The organism is Chitinophaga sp. (assembly GCF_039596155.1).
Lineage (GTDB): Bacteria > Bacteroidota > Bacteroidia > Chitinophagales > Chitinophagaceae > Chitinophaga.
Genome location: NZ_JBCNKF010000001.1, coordinates 131,304 through 147,551 on the forward strand (window position 1 = coordinate 131,304; position 16,248 = coordinate 147,551).

Annotated in this window: 11 protein-coding genes; 8 read left to right on the forward strand and 3 right to left on the reverse strand. The window is 45.9% G+C overall.

Features of this window, described 5'->3' with window-relative positions; all coding sequences use genetic code 11:
• Positions 1 to 12: 12 nt before the first annotated feature.
• The 6 genes from ABDW33_RS00445 (at position 13) to ABDW33_RS00470 (ending at position 9,355) form a co-directional block, all read left to right on the forward strand.
• Positions 13 to 4,170 (forward strand): PKD domain-containing protein, encoded by a 4,158-nt coding sequence (locus ABDW33_RS00445; RefSeq protein ID WP_343688091.1) that lies wholly within the window; start codon positions 13 to 15, stop codon positions 4,168 to 4,170.
• Positions 4,171 to 4,187: 17 nt separating this feature from the next.
• Positions 4,188 to 5,195 carry a PorP/SprF family type IX secretion system membrane protein gene (locus tag ABDW33_RS00450; RefSeq protein WP_343688092.1) on the forward strand — a complete coding sequence of 336 codons (1,008 nt, stop codon included), beginning with the start codon at positions 4,188 to 4,190 and terminating at the stop codon, positions 5,193 to 5,195.
• A gap of 16 nt (positions 5,196 to 5,211) precedes the next feature.
• Entirely contained in the window at positions 5,212 to 6,978 is a 1,767-nt protein-coding gene (locus ABDW33_RS00455; RefSeq protein ID WP_343688093.1) for an OmpA family protein, read from the forward strand.
• 6 nt (positions 6,979 to 6,984) lie between these two features.
• Positions 6,985 to 8,010, forward strand: coding sequence for a type IX secretion system membrane protein PorP/SprF (locus tag ABDW33_RS00460; RefSeq protein WP_343688094.1), 1,026 nt, complete (start codon positions 6,985 to 6,987; stop codon positions 8,008 to 8,010).
• Between the two features lie 134 nt (positions 8,011 to 8,144).
• On the forward strand, positions 8,145 to 8,678 hold the full coding sequence (locus tag ABDW33_RS00465) for a hypothetical protein (RefSeq protein WP_343688095.1): 534 nt from the start codon (positions 8,145 to 8,147) through the stop codon (positions 8,676 to 8,678).
• Positions 8,679 to 8,767: 89 nt separating this feature from the next.
• Positions 8,768 to 9,355: a sigma-70 family RNA polymerase sigma factor gene (locus ABDW33_RS00470; protein WP_343688096.1), complete on the forward strand. Its 588-nt coding sequence runs from the start codon at positions 8,768 to 8,770 to the stop codon at positions 9,353 to 9,355.
• A 6-nt stretch (positions 9,356 to 9,361) separates the two neighbouring features.
• Here the strand turns inward: ABDW33_RS00470 and ABDW33_RS00475 are convergent, their stop codons facing one another.
• Together ABDW33_RS00475 and ABDW33_RS00480 are read right to left on the reverse strand one after the other, a co-directional pair.
• Positions 9,362 to 11,413 carry a tetratricopeptide repeat-containing sensor histidine kinase gene (locus ABDW33_RS00475; protein ID WP_343688097.1) on the reverse strand — a complete coding sequence of 684 codons (2,052 nt, stop codon included), beginning with the start codon at positions 11,411 to 11,413 and terminating at the stop codon, positions 9,362 to 9,364.
• Between the two features lie 330 nt (positions 11,414 to 11,743).
• Positions 11,744 to 12,601, reverse strand: coding sequence for an OmpA family protein (locus ABDW33_RS00480; RefSeq protein ID WP_343688098.1), 858 nt, complete (start codon positions 12,599 to 12,601; stop codon positions 11,744 to 11,746).
• A 342-nt stretch (positions 12,602 to 12,943) separates the two neighbouring features.
• On the opposite strand from ABDW33_RS00480, the gene ABDW33_RS00485 reads away from it, so the two are divergent.
• Together ABDW33_RS00485 and nfi are read left to right on the forward strand one after the other, a co-directional pair.
• Complete coding sequence (locus ABDW33_RS00485) at positions 12,944 to 14,335, forward strand: alpha-L-fucosidase (RefSeq protein WP_343688099.1); 1,392 nt, start codon at positions 12,944 to 12,946, stop codon at positions 14,333 to 14,335.
• 360 nt (positions 14,336 to 14,695) lie between these two features.
• Positions 14,696 to 15,361 carry a deoxyribonuclease V gene (nfi, locus tag ABDW33_RS00490; RefSeq protein ID WP_343688100.1) on the forward strand — a complete coding sequence of 222 codons (666 nt, stop codon included), beginning with the start codon at positions 14,696 to 14,698 and terminating at the stop codon, positions 15,359 to 15,361.
• Between the two features lie 10 nt (positions 15,362 to 15,371).
• Here nfi and ABDW33_RS00495 read toward each other — a convergent pair whose 3' ends face one another.
• Positions 15,372 to 16,247 carry a FecR domain-containing protein gene (locus tag ABDW33_RS00495; RefSeq protein WP_343688101.1) on the reverse strand — a complete coding sequence of 292 codons (876 nt, stop codon included), beginning with the start codon at positions 16,245 to 16,247 and terminating at the stop codon, positions 15,372 to 15,374.
• Position 16,248 lies beyond the last annotated feature (1 nt).

Consider the following 16,248-nt stretch of genomic DNA (forward strand, 5'->3'; position numbering starts at 1 on the left):
AATAGTTATCCCATGAAGTATCCTGTTTTATTTTATACTGCTTGCTATTGCTCTCCACCTTCGGGTGGGGGCAATAGCCGCAGGTTACAGCGCCCCGCGTGGCTCACCCTGCTCTTGCTGTTCATGATTGTACTTTCCGGCCATGCACAGAATCTTTCCAACAGGGGAACGGAGTTCTGGACAGCCTATGGACACCATCAGTTCATGGAACCAGGTCAGCCCAACTCACAGGAGATGGTATTGTACCTGAGTGCAGAGCAACCGGCAGTCGTAACAGTATCTGTAGACAGCCTTGGCTGGAGCCGCACTTATTCCATTCCTGCCAATACGGTAATTGCCACCGATTATATTCCTAAAGGAGGTACTTATGATGCACGTTTGTATTCTGTACCGCCCATGTTTGGTGGTACAGGTGGTGAAGGTGTGTTCAGATACAAAGGTATTCATATCGTCAGCGATATACCGATCGTAGCCTATGCCCACATATTTGGTTCTGCCTCTTCGGGTGCCACCACATTATTGCCTGTCAATACATGGGGATATTACTATGTATCGCTGAACAGTGAGCAGAATTATGGCTCTGATTGTTTTTCCTGGATGTATGTAATAGCGAGTCACGATAGCACGGTTGTTGAAATTACACCTTCTGCACTGACCCGCAACGGACGTCCTGCAAACGTGCCTTTCACTGTAACCCTGAATAAAGGACAGATCTATCAGGTGGTGGGTACTACGAACGGTAGCTCCGGTCCGGAACTAACGGGCACCAAAGTTCGCTCAATTGCAAATCCGGGCGATACATGCTATCCGATTGCTGTGTATTCTGGTAGTAGTCGTACGGCTATTACCTGTGTACCAGGTGGTAGTGGCAGTGGAGATAACAATATGCAACAGGTATTCCCGTCACAGGCATGGGGTAAGCGTTACCTGCTGGCGCCTACCAGTACTGACAACAGTCCTTCTACTTTCATGACTAATATCTATAAGGTAGTAGTAAAGGACCCAACTACAGTGGTGAAAAGAAATGGTGTTGTATTGACGGGATTGATTGGCAATAGTTACTACCGCTTTACCAGTGGTACGGCAGATTATATAGAAGCAGACAAGCCGGTATTGGTTGCACAGTTTATGTCGTCTTCAGGTTCATGCCCCAATACCGGGGGACTGGGAGATCCTGAAATGGTCTACCTCAGTCCAATAGAACAAGCGATCAAAAATATCGGTTTCTATCGCAATAACAGGGAGTCTATTAACGTGAATTACCTGACCCTGATCATTCCGACTTTAGGATTGCAATCTTTAAAAATAGACGGGCAGAATAATGCGTGGAATTATACATATGCTCATCCCACCCTGGCTGGTTATTCTGTGGTTATTAAACGTTGGTCGGCGGCCCAGGCACAATGCCTCGTATCCAGTGACTCGGCTTTCACTGCCGTGACCTATGGTTTAGGGTCTGTAGAAAGCTATGGCTACAATGCCGGTACCCTGATCAATAACCTGAATGCAGTAGGTACTATTCACAACCAGTACGATACAGCCAAAACAAAGAATGATTTTACCTGTACCAATACGCCTGTAGAACTCTCCGTTTTGCTGGCTTACCATCCCACAAGAATGGTGTGGCAGATCAGTCAGCTGGGTAATGTGATCACACCAAATAATGATGTGGTAGTAACGAGCCCGGTCAGCACAGGACAGGAACTGGTGAATGGGGTACCTTATTACAAATACACCCTGCCCGGCACTTACCAGTTTAGTAATACCGGCACATACAATATTACGATCACTAATACCAATCCTGAGATTGAAAAATGCGATCATACTGAGCAGGTGAAAATATCGGTAACCGTTAACAAAAAGCCTTCCGCGAAATTCAGCTATACGCATACCGGTTGTACAAAAGACTCAGTTTACTTTACGGGCGATACCGCTGCAGGCGCTTACGACGTCAATCGCTGGAAGTGGACATTTGCAGGACCTGTGTCAGATAGTGGTCAGCATGTTACGCATGCATTTGCACCCGGCCCGCAAAATGTTCAACTGAGGGTGATCACAGAAGAAGGTTGCGTAGCAGATACAACAGCATCTATTACGATCTATCCCCGACCTACTGCCAATTTTAATTCCAATGTGCAAAGCGTATGTGAAGGCGGTGATGTAACGCTCACCGATCAGTCTACCTTTGGTGGTAGTGCGCCGATCGCAGGCTGGTACTGGGATGGAGGCAATGGGACTACCAGCAACAATACAACGGCTGCTGCCCAGAATGAGCATTATAACACATACGGCACTTACAATATCAGGCATGTTGTAAAAGTAAGTGATCTCTGTGTGAGCGATACAATAACGAAAGCTGTAACGGTTTATGCAAAGCCGGTACCAACCTTTACTTATCCTGACAACTGTCTGGCTGTAGACGGCATTGTACAGTTCACCAGTACTGCAACAGTACCGGATGGGCAGACACTGAGCACCTACACATGGGACTTCGGAGATGCTGCTGCGACGCCTTCTAATCCTAATACAAGCACAGACGCCAATCCACAGCATACCTATACTTCATTTGGTACCTATACGATCAGGTATAGTGCAACCACTGCCAATGGCTGTACCAAAGACACAACGGTAACTGCTACGTTTAAGCTGAAACCGAAACTCACTTTTACCCGGCTGGACTCTGTCTGCGTAAACCAGAAAGGTACAGTTGATATAGCAAAAGCTGCGGTAACCAATGGCGTGACAGGTGCAGGTGTATACAGGGGACCAGGTACAAGTGCTGCGGGTATCTTCACCCCGGCCACTGCTGGTGCAGGTACACACACGATCTGGTACGTATTTACAACCAACAGCGGGTGTATAGATTCTATCTCTGCAACTATCAAAGTGAATCCCAAACCTACTGCCGCTTTTACAGCCGGGAATGTGTGTATGGGTACACCGGTTGCGATCAGTGACCAGTCAGCTATCACCACCGGTAATATCGTGTCCTGGAACTGGAACTTTGGCGATGGTAATAGTGAAACGCATACTGATAATACAACCTTCAACAAAACATACACTGTCTGGAAATCCTACGCTGTGAAACTGGTAGCGGTGAGCGATAAAGGTTGCACGAGTGACACTGCTACCAACACAGTGATTGTACATCCCAACCCAATTGCCGACTATACATTGCCAGCGCATATCTGTATGCCGGGAGGGGTAGCTGAGTTTACAAACAACTCATCTACTGCTGACAAATCACAGATGACCTACGAGTGGAACTTCGGTGATAACACAGCCAATGGTACGACCACTTCGCCTACACATATTTATCAGCAGGCAGGCAACTATACAGTAGTACTGACTACCACAACTAAATATGGTTGCAGCAGCAGTAAAGAAAAAGTGCTGAATACATTCTTCACTCAGCCGGTAGCCAAATTTGCGGTATCGCCTGATACACTCTGTCAGGGTACTGAAAGCGTATTCACCGATCAAAGCACAGATGCCAGCAATAACATCACGACCTGGAACTGGACCTTTGGTGACGGTAGCAGTGCTACCAGCCGTAATCCCATCAAGGAGTACACTACACCGGGATCTTACACCGTACAACTCACGGTAACGAATGGTGCGGGCTGTGTATCGACACCAGTGAGCAGCCAGGTAGTGGTATACCTCCAACCTGTGATCGATGCCGGAGATGACTTTGTAGTGCCGCAGGGTACGCCTGTCACCTTCAATGCTACTGCCAACGATAGTACACAGCTGGTGTTCCGCTGGTCACCGGGCGAAGGGCTGTCGTCTCCAAATGAACTGAACCCATCGCTGATAGCCATGGCCGACCAGGTATATACCCTCACTGCGATTGGTAAAGGAAGTTGTGGCGCGCAGGACCAGATACAGGTAAAAGTGCTGAAGCCGGTGAAAATACCAAATGCATTCTCACCGAATGGAGATGCGATCAATGATCGCTGGGTAATCACCAACCTCGCAGATTACCCCGGTGCTACCATCGAAGTATTCAACAGGTATGGACAGCGGGTATTCTATTCTGTAGGTTATGAAACGCCGTGGGATGGTATGTGGAATGGCAGGCTGCTGCCGCTGGCGACTTACTATTACATCATCAAACTGAAAAACGGGTTCCCACCGCTCACCGGGTACGTTACGATACTTCAATAAGCAAATATTAACTCGCAATGAAAAAGATCATCACCTTCATCCTGCTTTGCCCGCTGTTGTTTGGAATGGCTGATAAGGCAAATGCGCAATCTGATCCGCATTTCTCCCAGTACTATGTGTACCCCTCCTGGCTGAACCCCGCATTGACCGGTGCTTTTGACGGAGACTACAGGGTATCAGCTATCTACCGTACCCAATGGGGTAATATCAGTAGTCCATTTTCAACCTATGGCGTAGCGGGTGATATTACTACCAATAAACAATTCAATGTCGGTGCCAGTGTATTGAATCAATCAGCTGGCGATGGTGGATATAATTATACAACCGGGTATGCCAGCGCTTCCTATACAGGTGTGAAACTGGGTGCTAATCAGACACACAGACTGGTATTCGGGTTACAGGTTGGATTGATCCAGCGTCGTTTCGATGCATCCAAACTCACCTTCGGTGATCAGTGGAATCCGGTAACTGGTTATAATCCGGGTACTCCCAGTGCAGAGGTATTAGGCAGAACATCGGCTACCTCGTTTGATGCGGGTGCCGGCGTGCTGTATTACGATGCTGAGCCAGGCAAAAAGTATAACATCTTCGGCGGTTTCAGTGTAAGTCACCTGACCCGTCCTACCGATCAGTTTAGTGCTACAGGTGATGCACGTTTCCCTATGCGCTTTACAGGCCATGCAGGGGTGAAGATTGCGGTCAACGAGACCTTCAGTATCACCCCCAATTTATTGTACCTGCACCAGGGGAATGCCGAAGAAAAGATGATCGGAGCATATGGACAGATGTATGTAACACCCACCTGTGATTTCCTGCTCGGCGTGAACTATCGTTTCAAAGATGCGATTGCGCCACATGCAGGTTTTACATATGGCAGCTTTACCCTTGGCGCCAGCTATGATATCAACACGTCTGACCTGGGCAAAATAGCAAGAGGTTCAAACAGCTTCGAGATCTCGCTGACCTGGATAGGTAGAAAACTCTTTAAAACACCTGAAGTAGAATTTGTGTGCCCACGTCTCTAAAATCTAATAAAGAACTATGAAAAAGATCTTCTTCACAGCAGCATTGTTAGGTGCAGTAATGGCAGGCAAAGCGCAATTTGCTTACAATTACCTCAAGGCGGCTGACTATTATTTCAGGAACGCGGACTATAATTCTGCTGCACAGTATTATGAAAAATACCTGGCGGGCAACCGTTCCATTGTTAGCAATGCAGTGTACAAACCCTACAATACACAACAGGTAGCCAGCAAGAAACAGTTACCCGTAAGTTCCGAACACCAGGCAATATATAAACTGGCGGAGAGCTACCGCTTATTACACGACTATAGCAAGGCAGTGCCCTGGTATGCAGAGGCGATGGAGTTTGACAAATCTGAATATCCATTAGCCCCCTATTATTATGCAGTATCACTCCGTGCGTTAAGTCGCTATGACCTGGCGGAGAAAGCATTTGGATATTTCCTCGATACTTATCAGCCGGAAGATAAATACCGCGATGATGCAAAGCGGGAACAACAAAACCTGCATTTTATCCTCGTACAACTCGCGCGCCCGGATCTCTCCCTTTATACCATAGAAAAAGGAAACGCTACCCTGAATCCGGAAGGTGCGAACTATGCACCCGTATGGCTGGGTGATACCCTGTTGTTATTCACTTCTACCAGACCAGATAACAGTGCGGCAAAGAACCATGTCTTTACCAACAGGGTATATGGTGCAAAGTTCAGTGGTACGGTACCGGATAGTATTTCTAAGCTGTCATTGCCCCAGCCGAAAAATGAAGAACAGGGTGTGATCAGTATTGCGCCTGATGGAAATACACTTTTCCTGACACGCTGGGTGAAAAATAAGAAGGCGGCGATCTACAGCAGTCATAAGAACGGTGATAACTGGAGCGACCCGGTATTACTGGATACTATTGTAAATGTAGCCGGTTTTAGCGCACAGCAGCCCTTTGTAACGGCTGATGGTAAGCGCTTGTTGTACGCCAGTGACAGACCGGGAGGTGAAGGTGGACTGGACATCTGGGAAGCACAACTGAATGGCGATGGCACACCTTTCTTTACCAGGAATTTAGGACCGGTAGTGAATACGGCGTCCAACGAGCAGGCGCCTTATTATCATGCTCCATCCGGCCTGCTGGTCTTTTCTACAGACGGCCGGGTAGGCATGGGCGGCTATGATTTCTTTTATACCAAAGACAGTGCAGGCGGATATACCACACCAGTTAATTTTGGTTATCCTGTAAACTCGGTAAAGGATGATATCTATTTTACCAGCAAAGGGAGTAAAGACAATATCCTTGAGTCAGTCTGGTTGTCATCAGATCGTGCGGCCAGCTGTTGTTTAGAGTTGTTTACCCTGAACAAACGGGTACCACCGCCGCCCCCACCAACGCCACCGGTACCTGAAACCCCTGTGGCTGTAGCTCCACCGCCAGCAGAGATACCTGTTGTACTGGACAATGTATACTACGATTTCAATCAATCATACCTGCAACCGGCTTCTTATCCTGCATTGGATAAACTGGTAGCTATGCTGCAGGCACATCCTGAAGTGAAGATAGAACTGAGTGCACATACAGATAGCAAAGGTGCAGATGAGCTGAACCGGAAATTGTCTGAAGCCCGTGCAAAGAGTTGCGTTGATTACCTCGTGAGCAAAGGTGTGGCAGCAGAACGTCTTACCTGGAAGGGATATGCGGCTACCATGCCGATAGCGCCGAATACCAATGCTGATGGATCAGATAATCCGGAAGGAAGGGCCAGGAACAGAAGGACGGAATTCAAAGTGATTAAATAGTAAACTATGAAAAGATTATCACTGCTGTTGTTGCTGCTGGCCTGGCTGGCCAGTAGCAACGCACAGCAACAACCGCACTACACCCAATATATCCTCAATACATTCATCATTAACCCTGCTGTAGCAGGAATTGAGAACTATTGGGATGTAAAGGCGAGCCATCGCCACCAGTGGGCAGGATTGAATGGTGCCCCGGTTACTTCTTACCTCACCGTGCATGGACCGTTGCGCAAGAGTGATTATCCTGAAGCGAGCATTACAGGATTGACCCCTCAGGGCGAGAATCCAAGAGGTAGGGCTTACTGGCAGCAGTATACAACACCGCCGGCGCATGCAGGTGTGGGGCTGACAATCCTGAATGATAAGACAGGACCGCTGAACAGGTTTTCTGTAACAGGCACCTATGCGCATCATATTCCTATATCCGCGCGTACCAGTGTAAGTGCCGGTATTTCCGTGGGTGCACAACAGGTGTCGCTGGATGCCTCTAAGCTGGATTTTGAGCAGGCGGGCGACCCGGTCATAGCAGCCAGTACCGTGCTGAATAAATGGAGGCCGGAAGTGAATGCGGGATTGATGTTGTACAGCAGTAACTATTATATCAGTGCGGCGGTACAGAATATTATCCCGCAGGGTATTGCATATGATAATGGAAAAGTGGTAGGTGACTCATTGTATAGAGGTAAACTGGTGCCGCATTTATTCCTTTCAGGCGGATACCGTGCATTTGTCACTGAAGATATCAGTGTATTGCCTTCAGTGATGGTGAGGATGATTACAGCAGCACCGGTGAGTTTTGATGTGAATACAAAATTTCAGTATAGAGACAGGATGTGGGTAGGGGCCTCTTATCGCATAAAGGATGGGTTTGCGGCGATGTTAGGTGTGAATGTTAACTCGACAATCAATATCGGTTATTCATATGATTATACCACATCGTCATTGAATACGGTGAGTAAAGGAACCCATGAAATTTTAATTGGTTTCCTGATAGGGAACAGATATGGTGATCTGTGTCCACGCAATTTTTAAAGTGTTTTTCCGGCAGCCGGCAGGCATATGCCATTAACCCATGTCCGCAAAGCGGGCGATGATAAAAGATGGAGATAAAAATTATTTAAAAGACTTAAACATTCTATCAATAACAAACAATCAAAATTTAAATTATGAAAAAGGTTTTCGGTTATTTATTCGTTGCATGTATGTTCTCCCTTGCTCTTGGAATGACTTCTTGTAAAAAAGGTGATGCAGGTCCTGTGGGTCCGAAGGGTGAGAAAGGCGACACAGGTGTTGCGGGTAATGCAGGTATTATTTATTCTGCATGGGCAGATGCTACTTTCAGCCTGGCATCTGACAATGTGACTTACTTTGTAGATATAGACGCGCCAAAGATCACATCAGCTATCCTGAACAGCGGCGATGTAAAAGTATACACTCAGTATTATACAAGCAGCGGTGAGCTGATCGTAATGCCGTTACCATATTTCGATGGCAGCTACATTCTCAACGTATCTATTTTTGCTGGTGGCTTTGAAATCTACAGCAATTCAGATTTTAGCTCTCATACAGATGATAGTGGAAAGAAGTCTTTCCAATACAGATATGTAATTATTCCGGGTGGCCAGGCTGCGGCACGCAAGGCGGGTATCGACTGGAACAATTACGAACAGGTAAAAGCTTACCTGCATCTTAAGAACTAGTTTACTAATGACCATCTCCATCAAAACCACAAGTAACAGGGCTGCTTTATCGAGAGCGGCCAGTTTCTTCAACATCTAATAATCATACCATGAAAAGATATAGTGAATTGACAGATGAAGAATTAATAAAACTCTACAGATCGGGAGACGACAGTGCTTTCTCGGTGCTGGTATACAGGCACAAGAACAGGATCTTTACCACCATTATGCTGTTGGTAAAGGACCGTCACCTGGCAGAAGATATCTTCCAGGATGTGTTTATCAAGATCATTAATGCGCTGAACGAAGGCCATTACCTGGACAACAGCCGTTTTATTGCATGGGCTGTAAGAATCGCCCACAACTGCTGTATCAGCCATTTTCGTAAGAAGAATGCCCGTCCTGCTTTTGCTCTCATCTATAACGATGACATCACCAGTGGCGACAGTCGTATGGACCTGAGCCAGGAGCAGCGGATTATTATCCAGGAAACCAATACCGCTGTACAGGCATTGCTGGATCGCCTGCCTGAAACACAGCGGGAAGCCCTGATCCTGCGTTACTATGCGGATCTGAGCTTTAAAGAGATTGCGCAAACCGTTAATGTAGGTATCAATACTGCATTGGGCAGGGTACGGTATGCCATTATTAACATGCGGAAGCTGATGGAGCGGGAGACAGTGGAGGCTGTATTATAACCAACATTATACGTTCAGACGCGCACCTTTAACAGCAGGTTGCTTACTAGGCTCACATGGGAGCGCTACATAAAACGTTGTTTCCTTACCAGGTATACTTTCAAACCATAGTTGACCATTGTGCATTTCTGCAATTTTTCTGGAGATGGATAACCCTAGTCCGAAGGACTGTTCACCGGCTGTACCCGGCCTTCCCGCAGAAGTGTGCATCTCAAAGATCTTTTCCTTTAATTCCGGCGGAATACCAATGCCTTTATCCTTGATCATAATGGTAAAGGTATTGTCTGTCCGGGTAGCACTGATACTGATCACTGATTTTTCACCACTGAACTTGATTGCATTGTCAATCAGGTTGGTGAAAAGCTGCCAGATCTTATCCCTGTCAAGATAGGCCAGACCTGCGGGTATACGGCCCACTTTGATGCGTTGCCGCTTTTGCTGTGCTTTGAACTGCAACAGATCAATACATTCCATCAGTAGGAGGGGAAGGTCGGTCAGTTCTGATTTTAAACCGGCCAGTTGTCCTTTGTTTTTATTCTCCAGTAATTGGTTGATGATTTCAAACGCCTGATTACCTGCGTTGGCAATCATCTGGTACATGGCTTTGCGCTGCACCGGGTCAAATTGTTCTCCATCCAGTAGTAGACCAGCTATGGCCCCGATATTGCCCACAGGGTTTTTCAGGTCATGAATGATGACTTTGAGCAGGGCTGCATTTTCCTGATCGCGGCTTTCCAGGTTGCGGAGGGCATTGGTAAGCCTGTCATTCTGGATACCTACAAGTTGCAGGTTTTGTTTGGAGCGCAACCATGTTCTCCAGATCAGGAAAGCGATTGTGATCACCGATGCTAAAAAGAGCGATGCGATCACCAGCAGGATTGTCTTGAGCCTATCGTCGTTTTTGAGTGAAATGATCTCCTGCTGACGGGCTACGTTGTCAAATTCCCTGCTGATATCTGCTTCGTGCATAGTCCGGTTACGATTGTCGAGCGAATCTTTGATGTAAGTATATTCTTTCAGAAAAGCATAGGCTTTATCAGGCTGATGGGTCTTCTCAAACCAGGTTTGTTCAGCTTTCAGCCATCTGAGCCGCAGTTCCCTGTCTGGCAGGGCAATAGTATCCAGTGCCGACTTTATAGAAGTCAGTATCCGGAATGCCTCGGACATCCGGTTGGTATTAATGTACAGGTTGGCCAGCCGCAACTGTGTATAATAGGCATCGTCGTTGGCAAAACCCGGTTGATTATTAATGCGGATACTTTCCAGGAGCAGTGGTTCTACACTGGCGGTATCTCCTTTTTTCAGGTACATGAACGACTGGTTGCCGTAGATGATACCTTTTGCGGCAATGATATAGCGCTTGTAATTGGCAGCATCCTGAAAGCGGGCTTCATTTGCTTTGATGTAATTGAGTGCTTTCCGGAAATATACATCAGCGCTGTCATAGTTGCCGGCACGGTCGTAGCTGAGGGCAGTATTGTCCAGGTTTTCCTGTATAAAAGAAAAGGCGCCGAAATCCTGCAATCCGCAAACCAGGCGAAGTTGCGTAGCCGACTTAAAATACCTGGCTGCTTCTGCGTATTTCTCCTGCCTGTAACAGATCATGCCCAGCTGGTTATAATAGTCAGCCAGGAAGGCGGTGTCATGGGTGGTTTCACCTATTTGCTTCGCCTTGTAATAATATTCAAAAGCTTCCGTCAGTCGTTTTTGCGCGACCAGTACATCTCCTTTATTCAACAATGCATTGACATAAGACTTTGTATACTTTTTATTGTCCGCCAGATCTTTCATCACATACAACATGCTATCGCAATAAATCAGGCTTTTTGAATAGTCTTTATCATAGTAGTATCCTCTTTTCCAAAGATATTTACGGTATAAATCGCCGGGGCCCGCATGTTGAAAATGGGAATAAACTGAATCAAGATAGCGCATACTTTTTTCTCTGTCCGGATCAGCACCCAGGCTATCAGTATGGCGAATGACGGTATCGAAAAATTTGGGGTGATCAACCTCGCCCTGTTGACCGGGGTTACAGGCAATGAATGCTGAGAGCATGTACACAAATAACACATACCAGAACATTCGCAAGCGGGATAATTCTTTTATACTACAAATAAACATTACATCTTATAACGTTAATAATCGCTAAACTATTTTTTTAGCAAAACATATTGTAACAGGTATCGGTTATTGTCCACCGTAGTGTAAGTTAAAGTGTTTTTTGCACTAGTGCTAACGGGGGGGTAAAAATTACATGTAAGTGGTATTTTGGTATAAGGATACTTTTTCAAGTAAAAGAGATTTTTAATGCGATCAGCTATCGGTTGATATTTTCTATAGGGGTAGAAAAACTGAGGACCACTTTCGTGATCCTCAGCCATCAATTTATTGTTTCTTTTCCAACAGCTTGAAGAACTGATCCAATTGTGGCAGGATCACAATCCTTGTTCTACGGTTGGCTGCGCGTCCTTCCGGTGTATCGTTGGATGCTACAGGCACATATTCGCTACGACCGGCAGCAGTGATACGTGCAGGGTTGATACCATAATCATTCTGTAAAATACGGGTTACTGCGGTTGCTCTCTTCACACTCAGATCCCAGTTGTCCAGCAGTACACCTTTTTTATATGGATTAGTATCAGTATGACCTTCTACCAGGAATTCAATATTAGGCTGGTTATTCAGCACTTTGGCCACCTTACCCAATACTTCCTTCGCGCGTGCAGTGATATCATAGCTGCCACTCTCAAACAGTAATTTGTCGGAGATATCGATGTATACCACACCTTTATCTACTTTGATGTTGATATCCTGGTCATTCAGATCACCAATAGCTCCTTTCAGGTTCATGACCAACGCCATGTTGAGGGAGTCTTTCTTAGCAATTGCTGATTGCAGATCCTGGATATATGCATCTTTTGCACCAATATTGTCCAGTGATTTCTTGATGCTTTCAGCCTGTGAATTACTGATTACCGACAGATTTTTCAGCTGATCCAGCAATTCGTTATTGTTCTTTTTCAGACCTTCTGTACGTTCGTCTGCGACAGTTCTGCGATGTTCAAAAGCAGCAGTGGAATCACGAAGGCTACGCTGGCAATCCTGTAATTGTCCCTGCAGTGCAGCATATTTCTCACTCAGAGAAACATAGCGGGCTTCCGAAGCTTTATACTTCTTTGTACCTACGCAGGAAAACAATAAAACAGGCAACGATACTGCCAAAGTTATGATCCTTAGTTTCATATGAATTTTATTTTAATTAATTGACTCTCTAGTTTGGTACCTGCACAGGGGTGATATTCCAAAACCTTGCCATAATCTGTTTTGGCGGGGTGAACCATACCTGTAAATTTGTTAAAATAGGGGAGCCAGTGATTTTCACTGCGAAAGCCGGGCACAGGGCATCCATCCACCATTAAATAGATGATAAAAAAGCCTTCCGGAGAGGATTGGTTGCACATGAACTTACCATAACATAAGTAGATTGGTGTGAATTTCACCAATCATGATAGTAGTTTATCTGAGAGATTGCAGCACGCAATGCTTATATTATATTGGGTTTTCTAAACCACGTATAGGTCTCATATGAAGAAAGAATTCTTTTCCAGCTTATTGGCAGGCTTACTGTGCTTGTCGCCAGCCATTTTAAGTGCACAATCAAAATCGCTATCCACACTGCAGCAACAATTTGTTGACCTGAGGTTTGGTATGTTCATTCATTTCAACATTCCCACATTCATGGACCAGGACTGGCCTGACCCGGAAACACCTGCCAGTGCTTTTAATCCTACCAGATTGGATTGCAACCAGTGGGCCACTACTGCCAAAGCAGCGAATATGTCCTACGGGTGCCTGACAACCAAACATCATAGTGGCTTTTGTATCTGGGATACAAAGACAACAGACTACAATGTGATGAATAGTCCCCTGAAACGTGACGTTGTAAAAGAATATGTAAATGCATTCAGAGCAAAGGGATTAAAAGTAATGTTGTACTATTCCATCCTGGATACACACCATAAGATCCGTCCGCATGGCATCACCCGCCAGGATATTGAAATGATCAAGGCACAGTTGACAGAACTGCTGACCAATTACGGGGAAATTACGGCATTGATCATTGACGGGTGGGATGCCCCATGGTCCCGTATCTCTTATGAGGATGTGCCTTTTGATGATATCTATCATCTTGTGAAGACACTGCAGCCTAACTGCCTGCTTATGGATCTGAATGCAGCCAAGTACCCGACCGATGCCCTCTTCTATACGGATATTAAATCTTATGAGCAGGGTGCGGGACAGCACATTTCAAAGGAAAGTAATCAGTTGCCGGCATTGTCCTGTTTACCAATCAACCAGAACTGGTTCTGGAAAACCAGCTTCCCGACTACTCCCGTGAAGGATCCTGTAAAGCTGGTGAATGATAACCTGGTACAATTGAATAAGGCATGGTGTAATTTCATACTGAATGTAGCACCTAACCGTGAGGGGCTGATCGATGATAATGCTGTTGCCGCATTGACACAGATGGGTAAGATGTGGAAACCTGCGGGACCATTACCTGCCTTGCCTAAAGGAGAGGCGCCTATTACTGCACAGAACTTTGCGAAATATCAGTATAGTAATTCCAGCTGGAGTGATGATATGAACATTATGGATTTTGCAAATGATGATAACTTCCGTACCAGCTGGCAGTCGAATGCAGTAGTAAAACAACCATGGTATGAAGTGGACTTTGATCGTGAGAAGGATTTTAATATGATTACGATTGTAGAAGATGGGGATCATATCAGGAAGTACAAACTTGAGTATAACGATGGTGGTGTGTGGAAGTCATTGCCGGCTGGTGTACAGCAGGGGCGCGTGAGAATACATCGCTTTAATACAGTTAGAGGTGGAAAAGTGAGAATCAGTATTGAGGAAAGTAGTGCGCCGCCGGCCATCGCGGAATTCGGTGTGTACGACGAAAGAAAGTAAATAGCTGATGTCTTAAATTCCTTCCTTAAAAGAATAATGCTACCAGGCCCCTATGTTTTTGCCAAAGGCAAAAACATAGGGGCCTGGTTATTTTATATGATGCATAAAAGCGGGATAACAGCAGCTACAAAATGGCCGCTTCCAATAGTGAAACAATAGCGCCAACCTATCACCAATTGAGTACTGGTACATCACCAAAAGGGCACCTCAATATCGTTTGGATATTGAGGTGCCCTTTTGGTATACTTATGGTGCCCTTATGATGTACTGTTAGATGTATCGTCAGCATATAGCCTGGCTATTGTGCAGGAGGGAGGAAAATTCTCAGGAATTTAAATGAGTAGGTTTTACTTTTATAGCATGCTAACTGAACAAGCTGCTATTGAACTACAGGAAAATCTTAGACAACAACTGATTCTAAAAGATGAGTTACCCGCAGATCTGCAATTGATAGCAGGTGTAGATGTGGAATATGATAAAGATACCGACCTTATTGCGGGTGCTATAGCTGTACTTGACTTTCATACGCTGGAAGTGAAGGCAGTGGCTACACATGTTATGCATGTGACCTTCCCTTATATCCCCGGGCTGTTTTCATTCAGGGAAATGCCGGTCTTACTGGAAGCCTGGAAAAAACTCTCACTTCATCCCGGATTGATTTTCTGTGACGGGCATGGATTGGCTCATCCGCGGCGATTCGGATTGGCCTGCCACCTGGGCGTTGTACTGGACCTGCCAACGTTGGGATGTGGGAAAACCCGCCTGTATGGTAATTTTGGCCCATTGGCGGAAGCACGTGGCAGTATCTCTCCTTTACTGGCAGAAGATAATAATGAGCATGTCGGGAATGTATTGAGAACACAACCAGGTATTAACCCTGTGTTTGTATCGCCGGGGCATAAGATCAGTATCGGTACTGCTACTGACATCGTACTGAAAATGGCGGCTGAATATCGCTTGCCGGAAACAACCCGAAAAGCAGATCATTTTGGAAGAGAGGCAATGCTGGCATATAAAGGAAGCTGATGGCAGCCCTTTATGAGGCCTCAATCAATATTTCATCTGCATGGATATAAGAATATTGTAAGTTGAGCGTAGAGGTGATCACCTCCAGCATGTAATCCAGCGTTTTACCTTCAAATACACTGGATATCCTTAATGCTGCCAGAGCAGGATCTTTCAGTATGATCTTTTTATGGTAGGCAATGGACAGTCTTTCAATAATGCTGCCCAGTGTATTGTTCTCAAAAGTAAAGTGATAGTTTTCCAGAACCAGGGCACCAGTTTTATAGTAGCCTAGTTGCCCTGCGGTAACGATGATCTCTTTACTATCTTTATTCATTTTTACCTTACCGCTGCTGACCTGCACAGTGATGAGTGAATCACTTTCTTCTACATGAAAGGCAGTGCCAAGCACGCTGATCTTCACTGGTCCTGCTACTACCACAAATGGTTTATCCGGGTTATATGTAACATCGAAGTCCCCATTCCCCTTCAGTTGAATGGTACGGTCAGTATAGCTGATGCTTCCACCGGTGGTGACTTTGGCGGTAGAGCCATCGGGGAGTGTTTGTGTAATGGTCTGTTGGATAGCCGCAATCGTGATGGTGGCCGGCTTTCTGAATTGCAGCCATAAGAGTGCAACGGCGGTAAGCAGTGTAGCCGCTGCCGCCATCCATGGTAATAGCCGTATTTTACGTGCCGGTTTTATTTTCTGCCACGTTGCATGGAGGTCTGGCGGCGTATAAGTATGCTCACTGGTCATGTGCCAGGCTTCCCAGCTGGCATTGAAAAGGTGCGCATTGTCTGCATGGCTTTTTTTCCACTCATCAATTGCCATAGCTTCCTCAGGGAGTGCTTCCCCTGCGAAATATTTTGACAGCAGTTCGTCGGTGATTTGAATATTAGCCATA

Bases quoted from the DNA above. Each gene is read 5' to 3' on its own strand.
- ABDW33_RS00445 (WP_343688091.1), top strand. From the start codon at position 13: ATGAAGTATCCTGTTTTATTTTATACTGCTTGCTATTGCTCTCCACCT.
- ABDW33_RS00450 (WP_343688092.1), top strand. From the start codon at position 4,188: ATGAAAAAGATCATCACCTTCATCCTGCTTTGCCCGCTGTTGTTTGGA.
- ABDW33_RS00455 (WP_343688093.1), top strand. From the start codon at position 5,212: ATGAAAAAGATCTTCTTCACAGCAGCATTGTTAGGTGCAGTAATGGCA.
- ABDW33_RS00460 (WP_343688094.1), top strand. From the start codon at position 6,985: ATGAAAAGATTATCACTGCTGTTGTTGCTGCTGGCCTGGCTGGCCAGT.
- ABDW33_RS00465 (WP_343688095.1), top strand. From the start codon at position 8,145: ATGAAAAAGGTTTTCGGTTATTTATTCGTTGCATGTATGTTCTCCCTT.
- ABDW33_RS00470 (WP_343688096.1), top strand. From the start codon at position 8,768: ATGAAAAGATATAGTGAATTGACAGATGAAGAATTAATAAAACTCTAC.
- ABDW33_RS00475 (WP_343688097.1), bottom strand. From the start codon at position 11,413: ATGCTCTCAGCATTCATTGCCTGTAACCCCGGTCAACAGGGCGAGGTT.
- ABDW33_RS00480 (WP_343688098.1), bottom strand. From the start codon at position 12,601: ATGAAACTAAGGATCATAACTTTGGCAGTATCGTTGCCTGTTTTATTG.
- ABDW33_RS00485 (WP_343688099.1), top strand. From the start codon at position 12,944: ATGAAGAAAGAATTCTTTTCCAGCTTATTGGCAGGCTTACTGTGCTTG.
- nfi (WP_343688100.1), top strand. From the start codon at position 14,696: ATGCTAACTGAACAAGCTGCTATTGAACTACAGGAAAATCTTAGACAA.
- ABDW33_RS00495 (WP_343688101.1), bottom strand. From the start codon at position 16,247: ATGGCTAATATTCAAATCACCGACGAACTGCTGTCAAAATATTTCGCA.